This window comes from Paenibacillus sp. N22P23, from assembly GCF_059383735.1.
The window spans coordinates 1-20,740 of the sequence record NZ_JBXENT010000001.1 but is presented as its reverse complement, the minus strand read 5'-3'; the positions used below and the strand labels follow the sequence as shown (position 1 = coordinate 20,740).

The 20,740-nt window shown below is 48.5% G+C and carries 18 protein-coding genes, 1 rRNA gene and 1 riboswitch; of the genes, 4 read left to right on the top strand and 15 right to left on the bottom strand.

Features of this window, described 5'->3' with window-relative positions; translation table 11 throughout:
- Window positions 1-16: 16 nt before the first annotated feature.
- On the bottom strand, window positions 17-787 hold the full coding sequence (locus AC506A_RS00095) for an SDR family NAD(P)-dependent oxidoreductase (RefSeq protein ID WP_495459000.1): 771 nt from the start codon (window positions 785-787) through the stop codon (window positions 17-19).
- A 95-nt stretch (window positions 788-882) separates the two neighbouring features.
- On the opposite strand from AC506A_RS00095, the gene AC506A_RS00090 reads away from it, so the two are divergent.
- On the top strand, window positions 883-1,821 hold the full coding sequence (locus AC506A_RS00090; protein WP_495458999.1) for a helix-turn-helix transcriptional regulator: 939 nt from the start codon (window positions 883-885) through the stop codon (window positions 1,819-1,821).
- A gap of 53 nt (window positions 1,822-1,874) precedes the next feature.
- Here AC506A_RS00090 and AC506A_RS00085 read toward each other — a convergent pair whose 3' ends face one another.
- Window positions 1,875-2,852: an aldo/keto reductase gene (locus AC506A_RS00085; protein WP_495458998.1), complete on the bottom strand. Its 978-nt coding sequence runs from the start codon at window positions 2,850-2,852 to the stop codon at window positions 1,875-1,877.
- A gap of 139 nt (window positions 2,853-2,991) precedes the next feature.
- Window positions 2,992-3,120: riboswitch (SAM riboswitch) on the top strand.
- A 92-nt stretch (window positions 3,121-3,212) separates the two neighbouring features.
- On the opposite strand from AC506A_RS00085, the gene AC506A_RS00080 reads away from it, so the two are divergent.
- Window positions 3,213-3,758 carry a hypothetical protein gene (locus AC506A_RS00080; RefSeq protein WP_495458997.1) on the top strand — a complete coding sequence of 182 codons (546 nt, stop codon included), beginning with the start codon at window positions 3,213-3,215 and terminating at the stop codon, window positions 3,756-3,758.
- Between the two features lie 419 nt (window positions 3,759-4,177).
- Here AC506A_RS00080 and sigK read toward each other — a convergent pair whose 3' ends face one another.
- Entirely contained in the window at window positions 4,178-4,879 is a 702-nt protein-coding gene (gene sigK, locus AC506A_RS00075) for an RNA polymerase sporulation sigma factor SigK (protein ID WP_494818637.1), read from the bottom strand.
- A gap of 272 nt (window positions 4,880-5,151) precedes the next feature.
- On the opposite strand from sigK, the gene AC506A_RS00070 reads away from it, so the two are divergent.
- Window positions 5,152-5,916 carry a hypothetical protein gene (locus AC506A_RS00070; protein WP_495458996.1) on the top strand — a complete coding sequence of 255 codons (765 nt, stop codon included), beginning with the start codon at window positions 5,152-5,154 and terminating at the stop codon, window positions 5,914-5,916.
- 71 nt (window positions 5,917-5,987) lie between these two features.
- On the opposite strand, the gene AC506A_RS00065 is transcribed toward AC506A_RS00070, so the two are convergent.
- Genes AC506A_RS00065 through AC506A_RS00055 form a run of 3 tightly spaced genes read right to left on the bottom strand, consistent with a single transcriptional unit; the run spans window position 5,988 to window position 8,603 of the window.
- On the bottom strand, window positions 5,988-7,094 hold the full coding sequence (locus AC506A_RS00065; RefSeq protein WP_495458995.1) for a Gfo/Idh/MocA family protein: 1,107 nt from the start codon (window positions 7,092-7,094) through the stop codon (window positions 5,988-5,990).
- 22 nt (window positions 7,095-7,116) lie between these two features.
- Window positions 7,117-8,280, bottom strand: a complete 1,164-nt coding sequence (locus AC506A_RS00060) for a UxaA family hydrolase (protein WP_495458994.1) — start codon at window positions 8,278-8,280, stop codon at window positions 7,117-7,119.
- Entirely contained in the window at window positions 8,277-8,603 is a 327-nt protein-coding gene (locus tag AC506A_RS00055; protein WP_495458993.1) for a UxaA family hydrolase, read from the bottom strand. Before AC506A_RS00055 ends, AC506A_RS00060 begins: the two co-directional genes overlap by 4 nt.
- Before the next feature lie 156 nt (window positions 8,604-8,759).
- Between AC506A_RS00055 and AC506A_RS00050 the strand changes: the two genes are divergently transcribed.
- Window positions 8,760-9,632 (top strand): helix-turn-helix domain-containing protein, encoded by an 873-nt coding sequence (locus AC506A_RS00050; protein WP_495458992.1) that lies wholly within the window; start codon window positions 8,760-8,762, stop codon window positions 9,630-9,632.
- A 57-nt stretch (window positions 9,633-9,689) separates the two neighbouring features.
- Here the strand turns inward: AC506A_RS00050 and AC506A_RS00045 are convergent, their stop codons facing one another.
- The 9 genes from AC506A_RS00045 to AC506A_RS00005 form a co-directional block, all read right to left on the bottom strand.
- Window positions 9,690-10,676, bottom strand: a complete 987-nt coding sequence (locus AC506A_RS00045; protein ID WP_495458991.1) for a Gfo/Idh/MocA family protein — start codon at window positions 10,674-10,676, stop codon at window positions 9,690-9,692.
- Between the two features lie 73 nt (window positions 10,677-10,749).
- A complete protein-coding gene (locus tag AC506A_RS00040; protein ID WP_495458990.1) occupies window positions 10,750-11,706 on the bottom strand; it encodes a 3'-5' exoribonuclease YhaM family protein in 957 nt (318 codons plus the stop codon).
- A 105-nt stretch (window positions 11,707-11,811) separates the two neighbouring features.
- Complete coding sequence (locus AC506A_RS00035) at window positions 11,812-13,431, bottom strand: response regulator transcription factor (protein ID WP_495458989.1); 1,620 nt, start codon at window positions 13,429-13,431, stop codon at window positions 11,812-11,814.
- A gap of 1 nt (window position 13,432) precedes the next feature.
- Window positions 13,433-15,208 carry a histidine kinase gene (locus tag AC506A_RS00030; RefSeq protein WP_495458988.1) on the bottom strand — a complete coding sequence of 592 codons (1,776 nt, stop codon included), beginning with the start codon at window positions 15,206-15,208 and terminating at the stop codon, window positions 13,433-13,435.
- 32 nt (window positions 15,209-15,240) lie between these two features.
- Window positions 15,241-16,119 (bottom strand): carbohydrate ABC transporter permease, encoded by an 879-nt coding sequence (locus AC506A_RS00025; RefSeq protein ID WP_495458987.1) that lies wholly within the window; start codon window positions 16,117-16,119, stop codon window positions 15,241-15,243.
- Between the two features lie 12 nt (window positions 16,120-16,131).
- Window positions 16,132-17,028 carry an ABC transporter permease gene (locus AC506A_RS00020; protein ID WP_495458986.1) on the bottom strand — a complete coding sequence of 299 codons (897 nt, stop codon included), beginning with the start codon at window positions 17,026-17,028 and terminating at the stop codon, window positions 16,132-16,134.
- A 90-nt stretch (window positions 17,029-17,118) separates the two neighbouring features.
- Window positions 17,119-18,930 carry an extracellular solute-binding protein gene (locus AC506A_RS00015; protein WP_495458985.1) on the bottom strand — a complete coding sequence of 604 codons (1,812 nt, stop codon included), beginning with the start codon at window positions 18,928-18,930 and terminating at the stop codon, window positions 17,119-17,121.
- A 188-nt stretch (window positions 18,931-19,118) separates the two neighbouring features.
- Complete coding sequence (locus AC506A_RS00010) at window positions 19,119-20,366, bottom strand: MFS transporter (protein ID WP_495458984.1); 1,248 nt, start codon at window positions 20,364-20,366, stop codon at window positions 19,119-19,121.
- Between the two features lie 217 nt (window positions 20,367-20,583).
- Window positions 20,584-20,740: ribosomal RNA gene (locus AC506A_RS00005) — 23S ribosomal RNA — on the bottom strand; the annotation flags it as partial.

Here is a 20,740-nt window from a genome sequence, read left to right as displayed (position 1 = left end):
CACCCTTTCGCGTTATTTACTTTGCCGTCCAGCCGCCGTCAACCGTTAATGTAGAGCCTGTCATGAAGCTTGACGCATCCGATGCGAGGAACAAGGTCGGACCCGCAATTTCGTCCGGTCTCCCCCACCTGCCCAGCGCAATTTGATCGACAAAGAATCGATTCGCTTCGGGATTGTTCATCACAACCGTGTTGAGCTCGGTAGCGATCGGGCCGGGACAAAGCGCGTTCACGGTAATGTTAAAAGGCGCAAGTTCTAATGCCAGCACCTTGGTCAGCTGAATAACGCCGCCCTTGCTCGCACAGTAGGCACTTCTCTCCGGCAGGCCGACCAAGCCGAGCATCGAAGCCACATTAATAATTCGGCCGGATTGCTGCTCCTTCATAAGCGGTGTAACGGCACGTATGCACAAGTACGGCGCTTTCAAATTTGTGCCCATAACCAGGTCCCAGCTTGTTTCATCGTAGCTTTCGATCGGCTTGCGGATGTTGATTCCCGCATTGTTGATTAGAATATCGATGCGTCCGTAACGTTCCTTGACTGCTTGCACCAACCGCTCCACTTGGTCGGCATCCGACAGCTCTGCTGCCATACCTATGACTTCAGTTCCTGTATCGAGAGATAGTTGCTTGGCGGCTGCAGCTGCTTTCTCTTCTGAACGACTCGTAATGACGACTGCTGCTCCCGCTTCCGCCAAAGTTTGTGCCATTACAACACCAAGTCCGCCTGTCCCGCCTGTAAGTAGTGCAACTTTACCGGTTAATTGAAATAAATGGCTGCTGCCCATAATAATATCACCTGTTCCTTTCATCCTTGTTAAGGAATGCGCTTACATGGTACCATTTCAGTATCTGGAAGGCTTTACATAAAGGAGACCGTTTTTTGGACTTTTCCGAACTCGGCGTACAAGGCGGTGCAAGTCAATTGGACATAGCTCTCTTTCCTCGGATTAGGCAAACATCGTTACGTGAAATCTCTCCTGTTATTCATTGGGCGCGGCAGCACAGCCGAACGCCGGCGTTCAAGTGGAGCCGGAGAATCTATGATTTTGAGCTCCTCTATGTAAAGCATGGCGAGATCCGGGCCACTATCGAGGGCGAGATTGTTGATGTTCGTGCAGGCAGCCTGCTCGTCTTAACACCTTGGCGGCATCATCGTCTCGAAGTGCTGACAGAGCCGCATGCGGATCTGCTCGGCATCCATTTTGACTTTTTCGATGGCGCGGCTAACAGTCATACCATCATCGTGGATGAGCATAATCCCGATTCGGATGCCTTCAGCGACATGCCCTATTTGGCGTTAGATCGTCCGATTTTCACAGAATCATTGCTTACGAATGTGTCGCCGAGGATCATCTCCCTGTTCGAAAATGTCATTCAGGAGTGGAATGATCGCCAGCAGGATTATGACAGCATCTGCAAGGGGCTGATGATCCACTTGATAGGGTTACTGCTTCGCCAGCAGAACGAAGGGCGAGGAACGCCGCATCCGAAATACGAAAAGCGCCTTCTTGAGCTCGTTCATGAGATCCGCACCGATTGCAGTCGCCGATGGTCGAGCGCAGATATGGCGAAGTTCCTGCTCGTACATGAAGATTATATGAGCCGACAGTTCAAAGCTATGATGGGGGTCGGACCGAATAAATTCGTGCAAACGGTACGCCATCAGGAGGCGAAAAGGCTGCTGCGGGAAACGGATCAGACGATCGAATGGATTTCAGGTGCGGTTGGCTATGAGGATTTTCACTATTTCAGCCGTATTTTCAGACGTTGGGAAGGAATGTCTGCCATGCAGTTTAGGAAGCTATCGCGGACGATATAGCAAGAAGGACAGCCTCTGCGCCATCCGTGCGATGATCGAGACTGTCCTATTCATTAAGGTAAACGGTAGAATGCGAACGGTTTGCCGTAACGGAACGATTCGCTCCATTCATTCAGCGCTTCCATGACCTCCGAGCCGAGATTCAGTTCTACACTGTTCAAATTATCTTCCAGCTGCTCGACTCGTGTAGCACCGACAATAACGGTCGAGATTGCAGGCTGATCCATGAGCCAAGCCAGCGAAATCGCACTCGCACTATAGCCGCTGTCAGCCGCGAGTTTGCTTACTTGCTGCCCCAGCGTAACTCTTCGCTCATCCAGAAAACGAACGAAGCTCGGGTCGGTAACGACTCTGGAGCTTAGCGGCGCTTCTTCAGCCGTTAAGCCATATTTTCCGGTCAGAATACCGCCCGCCAGTGGGAAATAAGGAATGATGCCTACACCTTGATCCAAGCACACGGGGACGAGTTCTTGCTCAGGTGTCCGGTCTGCGAGGGAATAGCTGGTTTGAGTCGAAACAAATCGCGCCGTTCCTTTGGAGTCGCTGATCCCGAGCGCCTTCATCAGCTCCCATGCTGCATAGTTGGATGCGCCAATATAGCGAACCTTGCCTGAGCGAACCATATCTTCGAGCGCAGCTAACGTTTCTTCAAGCGGCGTATGCGGATCGAACGTATGGATTTGATACAGGTCGACATAATCTGTTTGAAGACGTTTCAGGCTGCTCTCCAGCTCCTGCATTAGATGCCGACGAGAAGATCCTTTTGCATTCGGGCCAGCGCCTCTCACGAGTCCCGCCTTCGTAGCCAATACGGCATCATGCCGCTTCCCCTCTAACGCCAACCCGATGATCCGTTCTGATTCTGTGCCTGCATAAATATTAGCCGTATCAATAAAATTAATGCCTTTATCCATCGCGTGATGGATGATCCGAATGGATGTCTCCTGATCGGCTCGTTTTCCAAATGCATTGGTCCCCAAACCTAATACAGACACTTCAAGCCCGCTTCTTCCGAGATAACGATATTTCATCTGGTGCTTTGCTCCTTCCTCTTCCTCCAAAACAATTATATGGATTTATTATACCTTAAGTTAAGAGGCCGCTAAAACAGTTCCCCCCTTGACATCCAGCCTGTTTATGTAGCATAATGGAAAAAATTTAATATGTTTTTTCTTATCAAGAGTAGGTGGAGGGACAAGCCCGATGATACCCGGCAACCGACAAACCTTTGTTCAACAAAGGAATGCACGGTGCTAATTCTTGCGGAACGCTTTACGAAGCGAATCTGGGAGATAAGAGCGAGGATCTATGACATTACATTCCTATGACCTTCTCTGATTCCAGAGAAGGTCATTTTTGTTTAACCAACAAAACTTGCATACAGGAGGAACATGATGCTAAACACCATTTCTAACCATTCGACGATAGATGAAACGGTATTGAATCACAGGGATGCTCTGCCTCAGGTGATTGGTTTGCTCAATTTGAGAAAATCGGTTATTGGAGTTTCGTTGGAATTTATGCAGCAGTGTAAGATTTCCCGTATTGAATGTTTTCGATTCGACTATGAGCTTACGGAAAAGAAGCGCCAACCGGGTCACGGCAGCGAGTATTTCTGCGGGTTAATTGCAATCACCACAACGACGGGAGCAGTTGGATTTGGAGAGTTTGCGATCCCACGCAAAGACATGAATTGCGACTTGGTTATGTGGGCTTCCCCACTTCAGCGGATGAAGGGGCAGACGCTGCTCGAGAGCTTAGGCTACGTTCAGAGCAAGATTGCCACATGGGGACCCGTGAGGTCTGAGCTCATAGCGTCTGCGCTATTGAAGCTGAATGGGAATCTTGAGCCGGCTGCCACTCACAATGAGGATCAACGATACCTCTGGGACCGCTCGTATTTGCTTCGCCATACGCAAGCGTATGTTTCGTTCTAGTTGAGCATGTCGCAACCGGCACCCGACATCAGGTGCCAGCCAACCGGCATACCGAACGCTCTAACGAACCGTACAGGTCTTATTTGGGCGAAAACACCCCCAAAATAATTCTAACGAACCATAGAGGCCTTATTGGGCAGCGAATGGGTCGTTTTGAGCGTTTTCCCCTGAAATAACGCCCCTGTGGTTCGTTAGAATCTCAAAGCCCAGAATTTCGGCCAAATAACGCCCGTATGGTTCGTTAGATTTTCGAGACATGCTTATGCGTTATACAGCATCCGACAAAACACGTCTCTGGCGTGCATTACCTTCCGAACCTCCAAAATTCGCTCAATATGCGCTCTTTGGTTCGTTAGAGCACGCGCCATGCAAAATTAAAAACGGTTGAACCTGGAGTTCATCCAAGTTCAACCGTCGCTTCACTTCTTCGCCTTATAAAACTCATGATACAGCTTCATCAGCGCCCGCTTCTCAATGCGCGACACATAGCTCCGCGAGATGCCGAGCTCCTTCGCAATTTCCCGCTGCGTCCGTTCCTCGCCTCCAGCAATAAGGCCGAACCGGCCGACGACGACTTCCTTCTCGCGGTCATCCAATATATCTAAATTTTTATAGATCTTGCTCTTCTCGATTTTGAGCTGAACTTTCTCTGCTACATCATCGGCTTCCGTGCCAAGGATATCGATTAACGTAATCTCGTTGCCTTCCTTATCCGTACCAATCGGATCGTGGAGCGAAACATCCTTACGGGTCTTCTTCAATGACCGCAAATGCATCAAAATTTCATTTTCGATACAACGAGCCGCAAAGGTAGCCAGCTTCGTCCCTTTACCGGTCTGGAAGCTTTCAATCGCTTTAATAAGCCCGATCGTACCGATCGAAATGAGGTCTTCCAGATCCTCGCCGGTGTTGTCGAATTTCTTGACGATATGGGCAACCAAACGAAGGTTATGCTCAATGAGCAGATTGCGCGAGACTTGATTTCCCTCTGCCATGAGCTGCAGGTGCTTAAGCTCATCTTCTTCATGTAGCGGCTGAGGAAAAGCGTTGTTCTTGACGTAAGAAACAAGTAGCGACAGCTGTTTGATAAACAATGCGATCGCCGCAAACAATCCGGGCATCGAAAAGCCACCTCCATACAATTTCGCCTCTAACAGGAGGACAACGACATGAGTAGTTCTCCCATTACCGACAGTGAAGACTGTTCTACAGTGTATGTAGGCGTCGGCCTATACGTGCCTGTACGGCTTTTATTCCATAGCTTCCGGAGTGCTGTGAGATTATGCTCGTCAAAATAACTTCCAATATTTTCATACCAAAATAATGACAAAACATTATATAATTGGGAGTGGTCAACGTTAAAGATTGAATATGATTTGTCGGAGGTAACAGCATGAGAAGAACGCTCGTACAAACGATCGGCGCTGTGTCAGCCGTCACTATAATTGCAGGCTCACTCTATGCAGCCTATACCTACTGGAATCTGAATCTAAAAGCAACTACGGCTCACGCTATCGGTAACCCGATTCCAAAAGCTCCTGAGGATCCACAGAGGAAACAGCAGCGGTTAAACAACGCGATCGCCTCACAATACAAGTTCGATTTCGATATAAAACCGAATATCGAATCGCAGCGTGTCGAATACAACGGGGTTAAGACATTAATTGTTCAGTTGCCCCCAGACATACGAACCAAAGCATTGGCTAGTGCAATTTCGAACGAGAAAGAAGTCGCATCTGCTATTTACCGTCTGCATAACAGACTTAGCGAAGAGATCAGTGAATATAACCAAGGTTCACTCAAAACGACAGGATACGGTCATTCAGCTGAAGCGGCCAATCAATTCTTGGACTCCTCCTTTGGCAATCGACTATCTGCACAACCTTATGTTTATGAGCAGCTGGCAGAGGTCGTCAAAGACGGGAAGATTAAGAAAGACTTAAGCGATGTGGCTGCATTAATCTCGATTGGTAGGACCAAACGAGATTTCCAAGCCATTATTTATGCGCATCGTATTATCCACGATCTAAACTCCTGGGTATACCAAAGTGCGCGCGAAATAGAGAATGACCCTAAGTACGGAGCCTCTCGCGCTATGAAGGAAGCTAATCCATCTCAGCTCGCGGAGATCGCAGCGTATATCAAAAAGAATCGCTAACTCCATCGAATCCACAACAAAAAAGAGCCTTGTCATCTCACATGACAAGGCTCTTCTTCCCCTAAAACAGCTTAAACGCTGTCCGCGATCTCTTGAAGCGTCACAGGACGGTTCTCTTTCATGGACAAATACGCCCCGAACACCATCTGCATCGTCTTCAAATTATCCGCAACGCTGTTCTCCGCCTCGCGCTCTTCTTCGACAGCACGCATTAGCTCGCCCATCGTCCCCATGAATGCATGCGGGAACCACTTACCGTGCAGCTTCGGCGTAAACCAGTAATCCTCATGAATCGCTTTCGTAAAGAAGCTAAGTGTATCTTCACGACCAACCGGATAGTTGTAGAGTGATCCGTTCGTCCCTTTAATGATACCTTCCGTGCCTTCGAAGCGATAAGTCGCATACCAATCGTCTTCGTCCGCAATATGGTTATGATTATCATGAATAATACCGCGTGCTTCGCCTGCAAACTTGATGTGGAGCAGCGTCCGTGTTTCCCCGATCGTACGTTGGCCCGGGAAACGAGCTCCGTCTGCGTACACATACTCCGGAGTGCCGAACAGGAAGCGGATCGCATCCATGTAATGAATGCTGTGATACATGAATTCCAGCGTCGGCATTTCACGCAGCCAGCCCCAGTTGGCAAAGTCCTGCTTCACATTCACTTGAATCGAAGCCTGCAGCAGCTCCCCAAGCCAGCCGCGCTGAATGATCGTATGACTCGCACGAATGCTTGGCGACCATCGCATTTGCTGGTTGACTGCCCCTTTTACCCCATAACGCTCGCATGCTTGTTGAATGCGCACAGCTTCCGGATAGGATTCCGCCAATGGTTTCTGGCATAGAATATGTTTTCCTGCCGCTGCTGCCCGTTCCGCGATCTCCGGCTGAATCTTCGCAGGGATTGCAAGATCCGCTATTCGCACATCCGGGTCTGCAAGCAGCTCATCAAGCTCCCGGTATACTTTAGGGATACCGTACTTTGCAGCAAGCTTCTCTGCCCGCTCCTTATTCACGTCATAAATACCGACAACGCGAAGTCCGCCCATTTGATAAGCCGGCAGGTGGCACGCATCCACGATCTCTCCTGCTCCGATAATACCGATGCCCATTTCTTTATTGGCAGGCAGGGCTGGGCGATACTCTAAATCCAGCCAATTCTCTTTCATCGCGCTCATGCCTTACGCACCTCCGCTAATTTTATAAGCTTGGTCCGATCCGGTTAATACTGAACTCCTGATGACCCAGTACTTCCGCTTTCGTCCATTTGCCTTCCGCAACCTCAACGATTTCCTGCCAGATCCGCTCTCCCGCTTGTTCAAGGCTAGCCGTTCCGTCTAGCATATCGCTGACGTCTATATCCATATTATCTTCCATTCGCTGAAACATCATCTTATTTCCGGTAATCTTAATGACCGGTACAACTGCAGCGCCTGTCGGCGTGCCGCGACCCGTTGTGAAACATACGATATGAACGCCGCCAGCGGCCATGCCCGATACGCATTCAATATCATTACCCGGCGAATCCATAAAATAAAGCCCATTCTCTGGGATATACTCCGCATATTCAATGATACCTTTAATTGGCGCTTTACCGCATTTGCTAATGCAACCGAGCGATTTCTCCTCGATCGTAGACAATCCACCGGCAATATTGCCAGGGCTCGGATTACCGCCGCGCATATCTGCACCCATACGTTCAACCTCTTTATCAAAACGGCTAACGATATAGTAGAGACGATCGGAAAGCTCCGAAGTAATGCAGCGCTCAGCCAGCAAATGCTCCGCGCCAATAATCTCCGTCGTTTCACCAATAACGATGGAACCGCCTTCTGCTATTAGCGAATCAGCTGCAGCACCGAGTGCCGGATTGGAGGCAAGACCTGAAGTCGCGTCAGAGCCGCCGCATTTTACCGCTACTTTAAGCTTGCTAAGCGGAACCGGTACTTTCTCTTCCTTCTCCAGCTCAGCCATCATCCGTTTCGCCAATTCCGTACCATATGAAATCGCCTTGACCGAACCGCCTACGGATTGAATGTCGAACACCTCGACAGGCTTGCCTGTTTTACGGATATCCTCAGCCAATGCAATAGGGTCTACTACCTCGCAGCCTAAGCTGATGATGAGAACTGCGCCAACGTTAGGATTCTTGCCTGTACCTGCAAGCACTTCAAACGTACGCTCTTTATCAGCGCCGATCTGACTGCATCCGTGCTGATGCGGAATAGCAACGGCACCTGGTACCATTTGCATAATCCGGCTGCATACCTGATTCGAACAGATAACAGTCGGGATGATAAGCAGATGATTGCGGATTCCGATATCTCCATTTGGGCGTTCGTACGCCATGAATGTCTTACTCATTGCGCGGCCTCCTTCGTTCCCAGGTCTCCGCGGCCGCGGATGCCTTCAATGTTGTGTACATGTACATGGCGGCCAAGCGTAATCGGCTTCACGGCCCGCCCAATAACTTCACCATATTTGCGAACGTCTTGTCCAAACTCAATGTCCGAGATCGCCACTTTATGACCAAATGGAATATCCTCTGCGAGCGTTATCATTTGCAGCCCGGCTGCATTGCGGTAATGAATCGATTCTCCTGCTTTCATATCGCGAAGCGCTGTTGCTACATGATCGCGCTCGTCCATGTACAATGCATCTGCGCCTGTTTCAATACGGTGTTCCACGTTTGCGCCGCCTTCCAGTTGACAGTATGATAGACAATCTTCTTCAGCTTCGATATAGTTCTATTATAGAAACAAAGAAACAGAATATAAATAATCGATTTCGCTGAAAATATACCTTTTTTTGTACTATCCATACAACTTGGAGGTGGCAAGCTGTTGAACCCGCTTCGCAAACATTTTGATCCTGATACTTCGTTGCCCATTGAGCTCGTTCTGCGCAGTACGAAGAACCTGCAGTCGGAGCTGCCTGACCATCTGCATGACTGGTACGAGATGATTTATGTGCACAGCGGCGCCGGCTCGTTCTTTATCAATCATACCTTCTATGAGATGCAGGCAGGCGACCTCTATCTCATCCCAGGCAACACCATACATCGCACACTCCCGCATTCGGATGAACCGATTACGTCGTCAGCTCTGTTTTTCAGCGGACAATATGTGCAAACTACCGCAATTGGCAAGGACACGTACTCATTCTTGCGCTGTTTCGATGTGGCCAAGACGGGGCGCAATTACCGGATTGAGCTGCTCCCGGCAGAACGCGCTCGTATCGAATCCATCATCGACGAGATGAACGAAGAGCTCCTTCTGCGTCAGCCCGGCTTTCGGCAAGCTGTACTGCTGCTGCTGCAAACCGTACTTCTCCATACAAATCGCAAAATGAATCCCGGAGAACCAAAGCAGCAGCATGGCGGCTCAAGGCCGGTATGGCTGCAATCCGCGCTGAACTATATTGACGCTCATCTGATAGAGAGCTTAAGCTTGTCCGCTCTCGCGGCGCGTGCAGCCGTCAGTCCTTCCTACTTCTCCAGAATGTTTAAGCAGATGACCGGGCTGAACGTAACGGAATACGTCATTGCCAAACGAATCATGCATGCCAAGGAGCTGCTCGGTGACACCGATTATACGGTTGCCGAAATCGCGAATATGTGTGGCTTTGAGAGCCTGCCGCATTTCTACCGCATGTTCAAGAAAGTGGCCGGCAGCACCCCAGCACATTATAAACGCGTGGATGATCGAAACACGTAATGGCCAAAAAGCTGCAGTCACGTGAGTCTTAGACTCATGCAACTGCAGCTTTTCTATTTATTTGAGATCAGCGGGATAAACCAAGCCTTGCTGACGCCGTGCCTCATCTAAGATATTCATGACGGCTAAGGAATTCGCAAGCGAATTGAGCCTGGACTCCCTTTCTCCGCTTTGAATCAAATGGACGAAAGCCTCAACTTCATAGCTCATTGTAGGACGATCAACCGGTCTTGACACATCTTCAACCCGTCCATCCCTGTACTGGATGCGTATGTTGATCGGCAAATTAATGCTGTCGATCGTCATGGTCGCTTCCTCACCCTGGATTTCCGCTAGCAGCGAGGAGTTGCTTATTTTGGAATACATAATGGATGCTTCCATGTCCGCGTACTTGGCAATCAGGCTTCCTTGACCATCCACGCCGGATTCCAGCAAATATCCGCTCGCACGAATCTCATCCGGCTGACCGAACAGAACAACGAGCGGATAGATGCAATAGACACCCAAATCCATCAGTGCCCCATTGGAGTATTCCGGCTTGAAAGCATTCAATACTTGTCCTGCTTTATAGGCATCATAACGCGAGGAATACTGGCAGTAGCTGGCAAAATACCGACGGACCTTCCCAAGCTTCGGCAGGTGTTCCATGATCGCCGTGAAGCCTGGCATTTGAGTACTCTTCATCGCTTCCATGAAAACAACGTCATATTGTTTCGCCGCATCGACCATCTGCTGCAGCTCGCGCGTATTCGAGGCTGCCGGCTTTTCACAGAGTACATGTTTCCCTTTGCTCATAAACAAGATGGCCAGCTCGGCATGGAGCGAAGTTGGCGACGCAATGTAGACGGCATCCAGCTCACTGCTCGCTGCCATCTCAACAGCATCAGTGAATGTAAACGGGATGTTGTGCTTGGCTGCATACGCCTCCGCTCGCTCTTCAGTTCTGGAATAGACTGCGGTTAGGCTGAATGCTTCCACTTCTCTTGCTGCTTCGATAAAATGATCTGTAATCCAATTGGTTCCGATAACGCCAAATCTAATCATAACAATCCTCCGACAATGGTGATACGTTCTATTGTAGCAAGAAGAATCGGCTGCCGCCATCCTTCAGAAGGTATTAAAATGTAAGCCGATAGAACGCTTTATTCTCCAAACCACGAATTTGTGGCGTCCAGGCCTCATGGCTGCCAGTAGTATCGAAAGCATCCTCGATCATTTGCAGCTTTGCATCGATCGAATCAATATGATGCAGTGCCAGCGCTTCTGCCAACTGCGGTTGCACGGGACTTCCCCATTCCCCCAGATTATGATGGGAGAGCACGAGATGCTGCAGTGCCATGATACGCTCGGAATCCGGATCGATGCCAAGACGCATCGCAGCTTCCGCTACCCAGAGCGACGCTTGCGAGATATGCCCGATCAGCTTGCCCGTATTGCTGTAATCGGATACGATGCCAAGCTCAGAAACCATCTCTACCGGCTTTGCGATATCATGCAAAATAATACCGGCCTTTAGCAGGTCCGCATTCAAGAACGGCCGCTGCTTGCAGATGAACTCTCCCAGCTCCAGCATACGCGAAATATGATACACGAGGCCTGCGTAGTAGGCATGATGATGTGATTTCGCTGCTGGCGCATGGAGCAGCCTATCGCCGACTTTGTTTAAGCAATAGTCCACAACAGCGCGAATATCTGTGTCCGTTATGCTGTCTTTGGCCTGATTAATTGCTGCAAGCAGCACCTCAGGTTGAACTGGCGCCGATCTTACAAAATCCGTTAACTGAACGTCATCGGCTTCCGTCGTTTTGCGGATGCGAACGATCTTCACCTGCAGCTTCTCCCGATAGAGTTGAGCCACACCTTGTACCTTCACTAGGGTAAGCGGAACTAGGTGTTCTTTATCCGTAGCCGTCGCATCCCACAGCTTCCCAGCCACATGACCGCTGGCATCCGAAAGCACCACATTCATGAAATCCTTGGGAGGCGTCGTATTGGTCTGCTTCACTTCGCTCTCTTTAATGAGATAGAAACCGACAAATTCTTCGCCATCTCGTAAATCTTTGACAATCGTCATGCACATTTCCCTCCACCTATTCGACAACCTATCTCCTAGAACTTCGGGAAGGCAACGGCAAAATCCTTTTATGTGCGCACAATTTCGTATTAACGCTGCATCCTTCTAGCCCGATGGCAGTACAGCCCGCTCCCGATACTCCTGAGGCGTCATATTGGAATGCGCCTTAAACAGCTTGATAAAATGCGGTACGGCTTGATACCCAAGCGTCTGTGCAATTTCGTAGATTTTCTTATCGCTGCTGCGCAGCATATAGGTTGCGAGCTCCATCCGATATTTCAGAATATAATCGCTTAGATTATTGCCCGTTTCCGCTCGATAGGCTCGTGACAGATAGGCCGGATGCAGTCCAATATGCGCCGCAACTGTCTGAAGGGACAGGCTTCCATTCATATTCTGTTCCACAAATTTATGCACCTTGTCGATAAGACTAACCTTCTGCTTCTCTGATTGATCGCCAAACAGCTCCTGCATACTTCTAAAGAGGAAGTAAGCCCACTTCTCCAGCTGCGCCAAGGAAGGAGCTGCAGGCATGAGTCCAAAAGTAGAGCCGCCAAGCTCACTCAGCAGCTTCCCCTTCTTGTGCGCCATATACTGATAAGCACCTGCGATTGTAAAGTAGGCTTCATTCGCGTATTCGGGCGGGTAATGGACACTCTTTAATTCATTGAAAATTTCACTCAGCTTCTTGTCCGCTCCGGCCCAATTGCCAGTATCGAGCAAATTTAGCAGCAGCGGTGGCTTATACAGGGAGGTCATATTCCCGATCGCAAACGGCTCCGGTTGGTCATCCACCCGCAGAAACACACTTTGCCGCCCGTCTTCGATCGTCCGAATCCCGTTGATGATCATCCGATATTGCTTGGCCACTCCCGCTGGAAACGATGTCCCATTCACGGCGAGTGCAATGGACAAGCTGTTGTTTAACAGCGATTCCGCCTTCTTCTTCAGCTTGGCTGCTCGGCAATCGAGTGCAGATCGGTCAATCCCTGTGAATGAGCCGTCTCTACTTCCAATAGGCGAGGCGATAAATACCAGATACTCATTCTGGTCCAAGCAGAACCATAGATGGAACGCATCATGAAACACTTCCTCCGCCATATTCATGACCGCATATTCAATGAGTGCCCGATCCATTCGTTTATAATCCTGCATGCGCCCTTCCAGTCGCACGACGAACATCCCGATATCCTGTTGAGACGAGAATGGCAGATCCAGTAGGGATAGCTTCCGCTCAAGCTCTGCATCAGGTATGCGTCCATCACATAGCAGCCGATTAAGCAGTTCGCTGCGTAGTGTTGGCAAGTTTTCGCGAAAAGCATATACACTGCGCTGCTGCTGATTGTGCACCTTCAACTCATCCGCAATCTCGTCTACGAGTTTCTCCAGCATCGAGCGAAGCTGCTGCGGGTTAACCGGCTTCATGAGATAACCGGAAGTATTATACGGCACGATACTTTGTGCATATTCGAAGTCCGCATAGCCTGACAGAACAATCAATTTCACTTTCTGATTCGTTCTTCTGATTTCCTGAATGAGCTCAACGCCGCTCATCTCCGGCATACGAATATCTGTAATGATAAGCTGAATGGGATGCTCCCGGAATATCGCGAGTGCCTCTTCGCCTGAGAATGCTTTATGAATGCGTGCAATACCGAGTTCTTCCTTCGGTATCGTCGCCGCGATACTGTCTACCTGAGAAGGGATGTCGTCGACAATCAGCATGTCAAATATGGGAATCGCCTCCCTCTTTGATAATTACGAGCCGGGCACGTAGTCCACCTAACTCAGAGTGGTCAATGTGCAAGCCCGATAATGGGCCAAAATAATGCCTCAACCGCTGGTGCACGTTCCATAATCCGAGACTATGCAGCGCACTGGATTGCAGTAGTGAGCTTCTGAGTAACTCCAGCGCTTCCTGCTTCATTCCGATTCCGTTGTCTTCCACTGCAAGCTCACAGCCGTTCTCCGTTCGATGCCCGGAGATGATAATCCGGCACTCCCCTTTCCTGCCTCCCATGCCATGCAAGATCGCATTCTCGACTAGCGGCTGCAGGAGAAGTCGTGGCAGGAGCAGCTGCATCATGCCTTCTTCAATATGTTCATCGTAGCGAAGCCGTTCCGACTGCATCCGGTGTATTTCCAAGTAATTGCGAAGCAGATCCATCTCTTCCGCCAGGAAGGTGAGCTGCTGCTCCGTCTTTGTTGTATAGCGATAATACTGGCTTAAATGCTGTGTGAAAGCGATGATCGCTTTCGTACGGTCCAGCTGCGCCATACTTTGGATATATGCAAAATTATTGTACAAGAAATGGGGGTTAATCTGTGCTTGCAAATGTTTGAGTGAGGATTCCTTCGCGCGCAGTTCTTCAATATAGACCTTATCGATAAGCGTTTGGATGTCGTCTGACATCAAGTTAAACTGTTCGATTAAATAGTGAAATTCGTTCTGCGGCTCACGTTTGATGCGATGCCCATATTCACCGCGACGCAGCGACTTAACAGCGCGGATTAATTCATAGATCGGCCTCTGTACGTTCCGATACAATAATGCCGCAGCAGCTACTCCAAGTACCAAAAGCAGCAGCCCCGCCCCATAGAAAATACGTTTACTTTGGTCAATCGGCTGCAGCACCTTCTTCATCGGCACAAAATCTACCAAGTACCAGCCTAATGCGGCAGATGCAGCATAGTTAACCAGATAGGGTTCATCATGAAACGTGATCTTGATGGAGCCTTCTTTATTTAGCTTATTTTGTTTCAGGATGGCAAATTGACGCGTCATCTCTCCGACCAGCTGCCTATCCGAATCATGCGTTTGAATGGTCTCGAATGCCGGATCGTATAAGAATGGTTTGCCGCCGCTGCCCTGCATGAACCGCTCCAGCATGTTGACGAGATTCTCTGTTGAGAAGGTTACTTCCACAAATAAATTTGGATTTTCGGGCTTCCCTAGCGGAGTAAAGGGCAGTATCAAATGACGCACGAATGCCTTCTCTTCACCGCGTTCCGTTACAATAAGCCGATAATCCCAATGATCTTGAACCGCGTTCTCGAAATAAGCTTCATTATACTCCTCCATCCAATTGGTCGATACCGCTACACCGGACGGTGGCGAGAAAACAGTCAGTTTGTTGGTCCAAGCTAAAGTCGTCGACTGCATATCGAGCTTCTCCTGCAGCAGCTTCTTTGCTTCAAGCCTCGAATATGTCCCTGCATCTGAGTTTCGGAACTGGAGCTGGACAACATCCGGTTCTCTGGCAATAACGAACGCCGCTCTCCATAGCCGATCAACCTCTGTATCCATCTGATCGACAAAGAAACGGAGCCGATTCAGGTTAACCTGAAGCAGCTCTCGTTCCACTACGCCCGTACTTATTTTGTTAGAGGAATTGTACATCATCACGATCGGGACAAGCAGGAGCACGATGACGATCATGATCTTGGTGAAAATATTCATTCTGCCGCCTACGAGACGTCTGATTTTCAACATAGTCACCATCCGAATCCATTCCTCTTCTGCATGAATAACGATTAGGATTTTACAGAACCGAGCACGATGCCTTTGACAAAATATTTCTGCAGGAACGGATACACCATCAGAATCGGCAATGCACCGATAAAGATTTGCGCTGCTTTGACCGTTCGGTTCGAGAAGTTGGCAATCGACTCCGTCGATACTCCAATTCGGGATAAATTATCGCTGACAATCATGGAATGCAAATACGAGGCAAGTGGATAGCCGTCCGGCTTCGACATATAGATGATGCCATCAAACCATGAATTCCAATGCGATACCATAGTGAACAGTGATAAAGTCGCGATAGAGGGCATAGAAACCGGTAAATATACACTCCATAATACGCGCAAATGACCTGCTCCATCGATATAAGCGGCTTCCTCTAAGTCTTGTGGAATGGTCCGGAAGAAATTGAGCATGAGGATCATATTCCACACACTCACCGCACCTGGCAATACTAAGGACCAAATGCTATCTAGGAGGTGAAGCTTACTGATGACGATATAAGAAGGAATTAAGCCGCCTGAGAACAACATCGTGAAGACAAAGATCCACGTATACACTTGGCGGCCCGGGAATCGAAGGCTTGTTTTCGACAAACTGTAGGACGCCATCGTAATAACTGCCATCGATATGACCGTCCCCAGAATTGTACGTTCTGCACCGATCCACATGGCCAATAGAAACTTCTCATTGGCTAAAGTCTTGGCATAGGCGTCCACTGTAAAGCCGATGGGCCAGAAATTGACGATGTTCGCTGTAGCTGCGGCACGCGAGCTGAAGGACACCGCAAATACGTGGATCAATGGAAGGATACAGAGAATGCCGAGCAAACTCAGCACAATATTATTGGATATCGCAAATGCAGCGTAACCTCGGGAGCGAAATTTCATTACGGGCCTCCTTTAGAAGATTCGGTAGTTGGCTAGCTTGTAAGCCAATCTGTAGCTGACAATAATCAAGATGAAGCCGATTACCGACTTAAATAGCCCCACGGCTGTACCAAAGCTGAATTGACCATTGTTCAAGCCCACACGGTATACAAACGTATCAATAATGTCGCCATGCGAGAATACAAGCGGATTGTACAGATTCAAGATTTGATCGAATCCGGCATCCAAAATACGTCCAAGAGATAACGTAGCTACTACGATAACGATAGGCAGTATAAGAGGTATGGATATGTAAATGACTTGCTGCCAACGCGTGGCCCCGTCAATCTCTGCCGCTTCATATAAAGCCGGATTGATGCCAACGAGCGTAGCTAGGAAGATAATTGCCGAGAAGCCGAATTCCTTCCAAACATCGCTTATTATGACCGTAAACCGAAACCATTGGCCATCGCCTAGAAAGAAGATGCTCTTCCCGCCAAACGTTTCGATCACCCTATTCACGATACCGCCATCCGTAGACAGGATATCGATCATGATTCCGCCGAGAATTACCCATGATAAGAAATGGGGCAAATAAACAAGCGTCTGTAGAATTCGTTTGAAATAGGTTTTGGCAACCTCGTTCAGCAGCAGCGCAAAAATAATCGGTATGAACAAATTAATGACTAGTTTAAATGATGCAATAATGAGTGTGTTCCAAATGACCTGCTTACTGTCCGGATATTCAAACAATGTGCGGAAGTGCTCTAGTCCGACCCATGCCGATTTGGTGATGCCCAGCCATGGCTGATAGTCTTCAAAAGCGATGATGACGCCGAATAACGGAATGTAATTGAAAATGATGCATAACACTAACGCAGGCAACACCAGTAAATGAAACGGCCATGTCTTCCTCCAATATGACGCCACACTGCATCCTTCCTTTCCATAGAAAAACGGGGGTCGGCGACAGCTTGCAGCAGCCTCTCCCCCGTTTTGTACGCTGTCATTCCATGCTTGTTATTTGATACTATCGGCGTACCATTCATTTACTTCTTCCGTAATCTTCTCGCCACCATTGTCCAGCCATTGCTCAGTGAACTCATCGAAGGACTCAATTGGCTTCTCTCCGTAAATAATTTTCAAGTAACTCTCCGTAGCAAGTTTCTTCAGCAGCTCGCCTTTGGATTTCATCGTAGCTGTCATCGGACCGGTGAAATAGTTTTTACCTTCTTCGATACCTTGGTTCATACGGACACCTGCAGCAACGATTTGCTTCTTCGCCATTTGCTTCACGTCAAACTCTCTGGTTGTTATCGGCTCTGCATTCGGATCAGCAAGGAATTTCTTGATCGGAGCGTCATTGGAGAACGGAATCGTTGTCGTACCGCCAATGATGCTTGCGATCATGAAGCGCATATCCATCCGGCTGCCGTCTTTAAGCGGCCATTTGTCTTCCGGTACGCCTTCATCCTTGTAGTTACCTTTGATGATTTTGCCATCCATATTTACATAATCGTAACCTTCGTGATAACCGTCTTTGAAGCGTGGATCGAAGTAAGGATCGCCTTCTTGCTCCAAGTTTTTAGCGAAGATTTTGTTGAAGTAAGCAAACCAAGCTTCAATATCTTTGAAGTCTTTGTTGAACATTGTGAAGCCGCCAGTAATTGATTTCTCTGCACGGCCAACGGTTCCGTCAGCACCGGCTGGAAGATCGAAAGGCTCAAAATCAGCTTTTGGATTCAACTTTGTCACGTCGCTAAGCGGCCAGTCGCCCATCCAGAAAGGTCCAAACATAACGCCGGCTTTACCGCTTGCAGCCATCTCGGAAGCTTTCATCGGATCTTTGATACCTGCTTCTTTATCCATGTAGCCTTTACTCATCCAGTCTCTCATCGTTGTCAGGTACTTCTTCGCATCCGGATGAATCGCACCATAGCTTAGCTTACCGTCATCACCTAAGTTCCAATAGCTGGTAACATCGTACGTATTGATCATTTGCTTCGTAAATGCACCGACAATCGCGTCCGTTTGACCCATCCATGTCCATGGACCTTCTTTTAACGGTACTGCCAAACCGAATGTATCCGCTTTGCCATTGCCGTCCGGATCGTTCTCCGTGAATTGTTTGAGAACGTTTTCAAGTTCAGCGATCGTTTTAGGCGGCTGCAACCCTAGCGTATCCAGCCAATCTTTACGAATCCACATGACCGTACCTTCATCACCCATGAAGAAGCTTGGAAGCCCGTAAAGCTTACCATCACGTTTTACTCCACCTAGTGCATAGTTGTATTTCTCAAGAATTTTCTTGTATTCCGGATGCGCATATTTCTCTATCGCTTCATCCAGCGGCATAACCCGGTCTGCAGAAATCAAATTCTGAACCGAGTCGCCCGGTGCCGAGAATACATCCGGAAGCTTGCCGTTGCTGGAGAGCAGCAATCGAATTTTGGTATCATAATCTTCCGGTTTCGTTACGATAAAATCAAACTTAATGTCGATCCCCATGTTTTCTTTCATCCAGCGGGTATGAGCATTATCCTCCATGGACTCACCAGGCTTGAAGGCATTGCCCCTGGAAGCGCCATCATCTACAACCGCGGTTGTAATCGTAATCGGAGGATCGAATTTCTGGTTCCAAATATCAGCCGCCGGCTTCTCATCGGTTGCTGCTGCACCGTTGTTTGCAGCTTGATTGTTCGTCGCCGTTGCTGTTGTGTTCGATGCTTCTTGATTGCCGTTGTTGTTGTCAGAACAAGCAGCAAGCGTTGGAAGCATGCCTAGGACGAGTGAGAGCGTTACGCCTTTTGCTAGCTTTGTATACCGTTTCATGTTCTACCCCTTTACTTTGTAGTGGTGCTTACAAGGCTTATTATAGAGGCGTCCATTTGATGTTTATATATTCCATTCTTTACTTCATATCGCAAATTGTACATTGACACTTTTCCTGTAAAAACATAAAAAACCATGCTCTGACTCATCATCAGCAGCATGGTTTTCCCTTTTATTAACACACGCGTTTATCCTGATATGGAGTTGTGAATGGCGGTTCGCGCCGTTTTTCTAGCATAAAGGACCATCATAAGCACACTTACAAGAAACGCCACTACGATAAAGACTAGCGGGAACTTTGCATTGATCGTATACGTCCATCCGCCAAGTATACCCGCTGGAAACGTAAAAATCAGAATGAGTACACCAAGAATGGAGAAAACTTTCGCTCTGTTATGGTCATCGATCGCATTCTGTATGGAAGACTCCAAATAAGGGCTTGCCAGCAGTCCGCCGATGGCCATCAGAACCGTACTAATGATCGTTGCCGTAATGTTCTCAGGCCTGGTTGTCAGCAGCATGACGAACGACACCGCTGAAATCAGGAAGCCGACGATCATATATCGATTGGCGAGGCGCTCCTTGAGTCTTGGTGTAACCACCATCAGAAACAGGATCATAGCAGCCGATGAAATCGCCGGAAAGATTGAAATGACCGAGTCATTGATATGCAGGGCATCCACCCAATAAACAGACAAATACGTATTACGCAGTGTCATTTGAAAATTGAACAGGATATAGACGCCGAAAATAATCATCAGCGCTTTATTCGCTAAGATCAATTTCATAACAGCTTTGTATTCCGCAATCGTATCTGAGAGACTGACAGTCGAGCTTTCTTCCATCTTCTTAATCCCGATTGCAGTTTCATGAGTAGTGAAATGACGTACAATCATCATGATGGTCATCCCTACAAAAGCAATCACATACATAATCCGCATAGCAGGCACCAGCGTAAATTGACTTACAAACAAGCCGCCAAGCGGCGCGAACAGCCCTCCGATGACACCGATAAACATAAGAATCGTAAACACGATAGAACGATCCTTTGGATCGGTATCTTCCACAAGCAGACAGTACCAAGCTGTAGTCGGCACACGTTGAAAACTGTTCACAACAGCGGCTACCAGGAAGAACCAGAAATTCTGTGAAACTGCCCAGATCAGGGTCGCGACGCTCCAACTAATGACATCATAAACGAGCAGGGCGCGCCGCCTGCCCATTTTGTCAGTCAAATGACCGCTAATTAAAGACGTGAAGATTTGCATCGCCATCCCGATTGATGTAATGAGCCCAATCTGCGTTTCGCTTACCCCCAGTTCAAGCATATAGATCGAAGCGTAGGTCATGTACATGTTAAATGGGATCAGAAACAGCGGCTCGTAGAGCAAGCAGTTTCTTGCATTCCCTTGAATCCTTCTCCACACTCGCAGCATCCCCTTGAACTATTGTCTGTAAGCGTTCTCCATAACGTCATGTATTCGAAGATCAAGGTACCATATCCTTCGTTTTTGCACAACAAAAAACCGACCAGTTGCTCCTGGTCGGTTCATTATGTATGGCGTGTTGCGCCTTGAAAACTGGATACGAACCTTTGCGAAGGTCTTGATTAGCTGATCTTGATCCGAAGTTGAACATCCGAGCGAATGTTCGTAGGATAAGCCCTCGACCGATTAGTATTCGTCAGCTGCATGCATTACTGCACTTCCACCTCGAACCTATCAACCTGATCGTCTTTCAGGGGTCTTACATACTGGGAAATCTCATCTTGAAGGGGGCTTCACGCTTAGATGCTTTCAGCGCTTATCCC

Excerpts from the sequence above, each read along its gene's own strand:
- AC506A_RS00095 (WP_495459000.1), bottom strand. The coding sequence starts at position 787 with ATGGGCAGCAGCCATTTATTTCAATTAACCGGTAAAGTTGCACTACTT.
- AC506A_RS00085 (WP_495458998.1), bottom strand. The coding sequence starts at position 2,852 with ATGAAATATCGTTATCTCGGAAGAAGCGGGCTTGAAGTGTCTGTATTA.
- AC506A_RS00080 (WP_495458997.1), top strand. The coding sequence starts at position 3,213 with ATGATGCTAAACACCATTTCTAACCATTCGACGATAGATGAAACGGTA.
- sigK (WP_494818637.1), bottom strand. The coding sequence starts at position 4,879 with ATGCCCGGATTGTTTGCGGCGATCGCATTGTTTATCAAACAGCTGTCG.
- AC506A_RS00070 (WP_495458996.1), top strand. The coding sequence starts at position 5,152 with ATGAGAAGAACGCTCGTACAAACGATCGGCGCTGTGTCAGCCGTCACT.
- AC506A_RS00065 (WP_495458995.1), bottom strand. The coding sequence starts at position 7,094 with ATGAGCGCGATGAAAGAGAATTGGCTGGATTTAGAGTATCGCCCAGCC.
- AC506A_RS00060 (WP_495458994.1), bottom strand. The coding sequence starts at position 8,280 with ATGAGTAAGACATTCATGGCGTACGAACGCCCAAATGGAGATATCGGA.
- AC506A_RS00045 (WP_495458991.1), bottom strand. The coding sequence starts at position 10,676 with ATGATTAGATTTGGCGTTATCGGAACCAATTGGATTACAGATCATTTT.
- AC506A_RS00040 (WP_495458990.1), bottom strand. The coding sequence starts at position 11,706 with ATGACGATTGTCAAAGATTTACGAGATGGCGAAGAATTTGTCGGTTTC.
- AC506A_RS00035 (WP_495458989.1), bottom strand. The coding sequence starts at position 13,431 with ATGCTGATTGTCGACGACATCCCTTCTCAGGTAGACAGTATCGCGGCG.
- AC506A_RS00030 (WP_495458988.1), bottom strand. The coding sequence starts at position 15,208 with ATGGTGACTATGTTGAAAATCAGACGTCTCGTAGGCGGCAGAATGAAT.
- AC506A_RS00025 (WP_495458987.1), bottom strand. The coding sequence starts at position 16,119 with ATGAAATTTCGCTCCCGAGGTTACGCTGCATTTGCGATATCCAATAAT.
- AC506A_RS00015 (WP_495458985.1), bottom strand. The coding sequence starts at position 18,930 with ATGAAACGGTATACAAAGCTAGCAAAAGGCGTAACGCTCTCACTCGTC.
- AC506A_RS00010 (WP_495458984.1), bottom strand. The coding sequence starts at position 20,366 with ATGCTGCGAGTGTGGAGAAGGATTCAAGGGAATGCAAGAAACTGCTTG.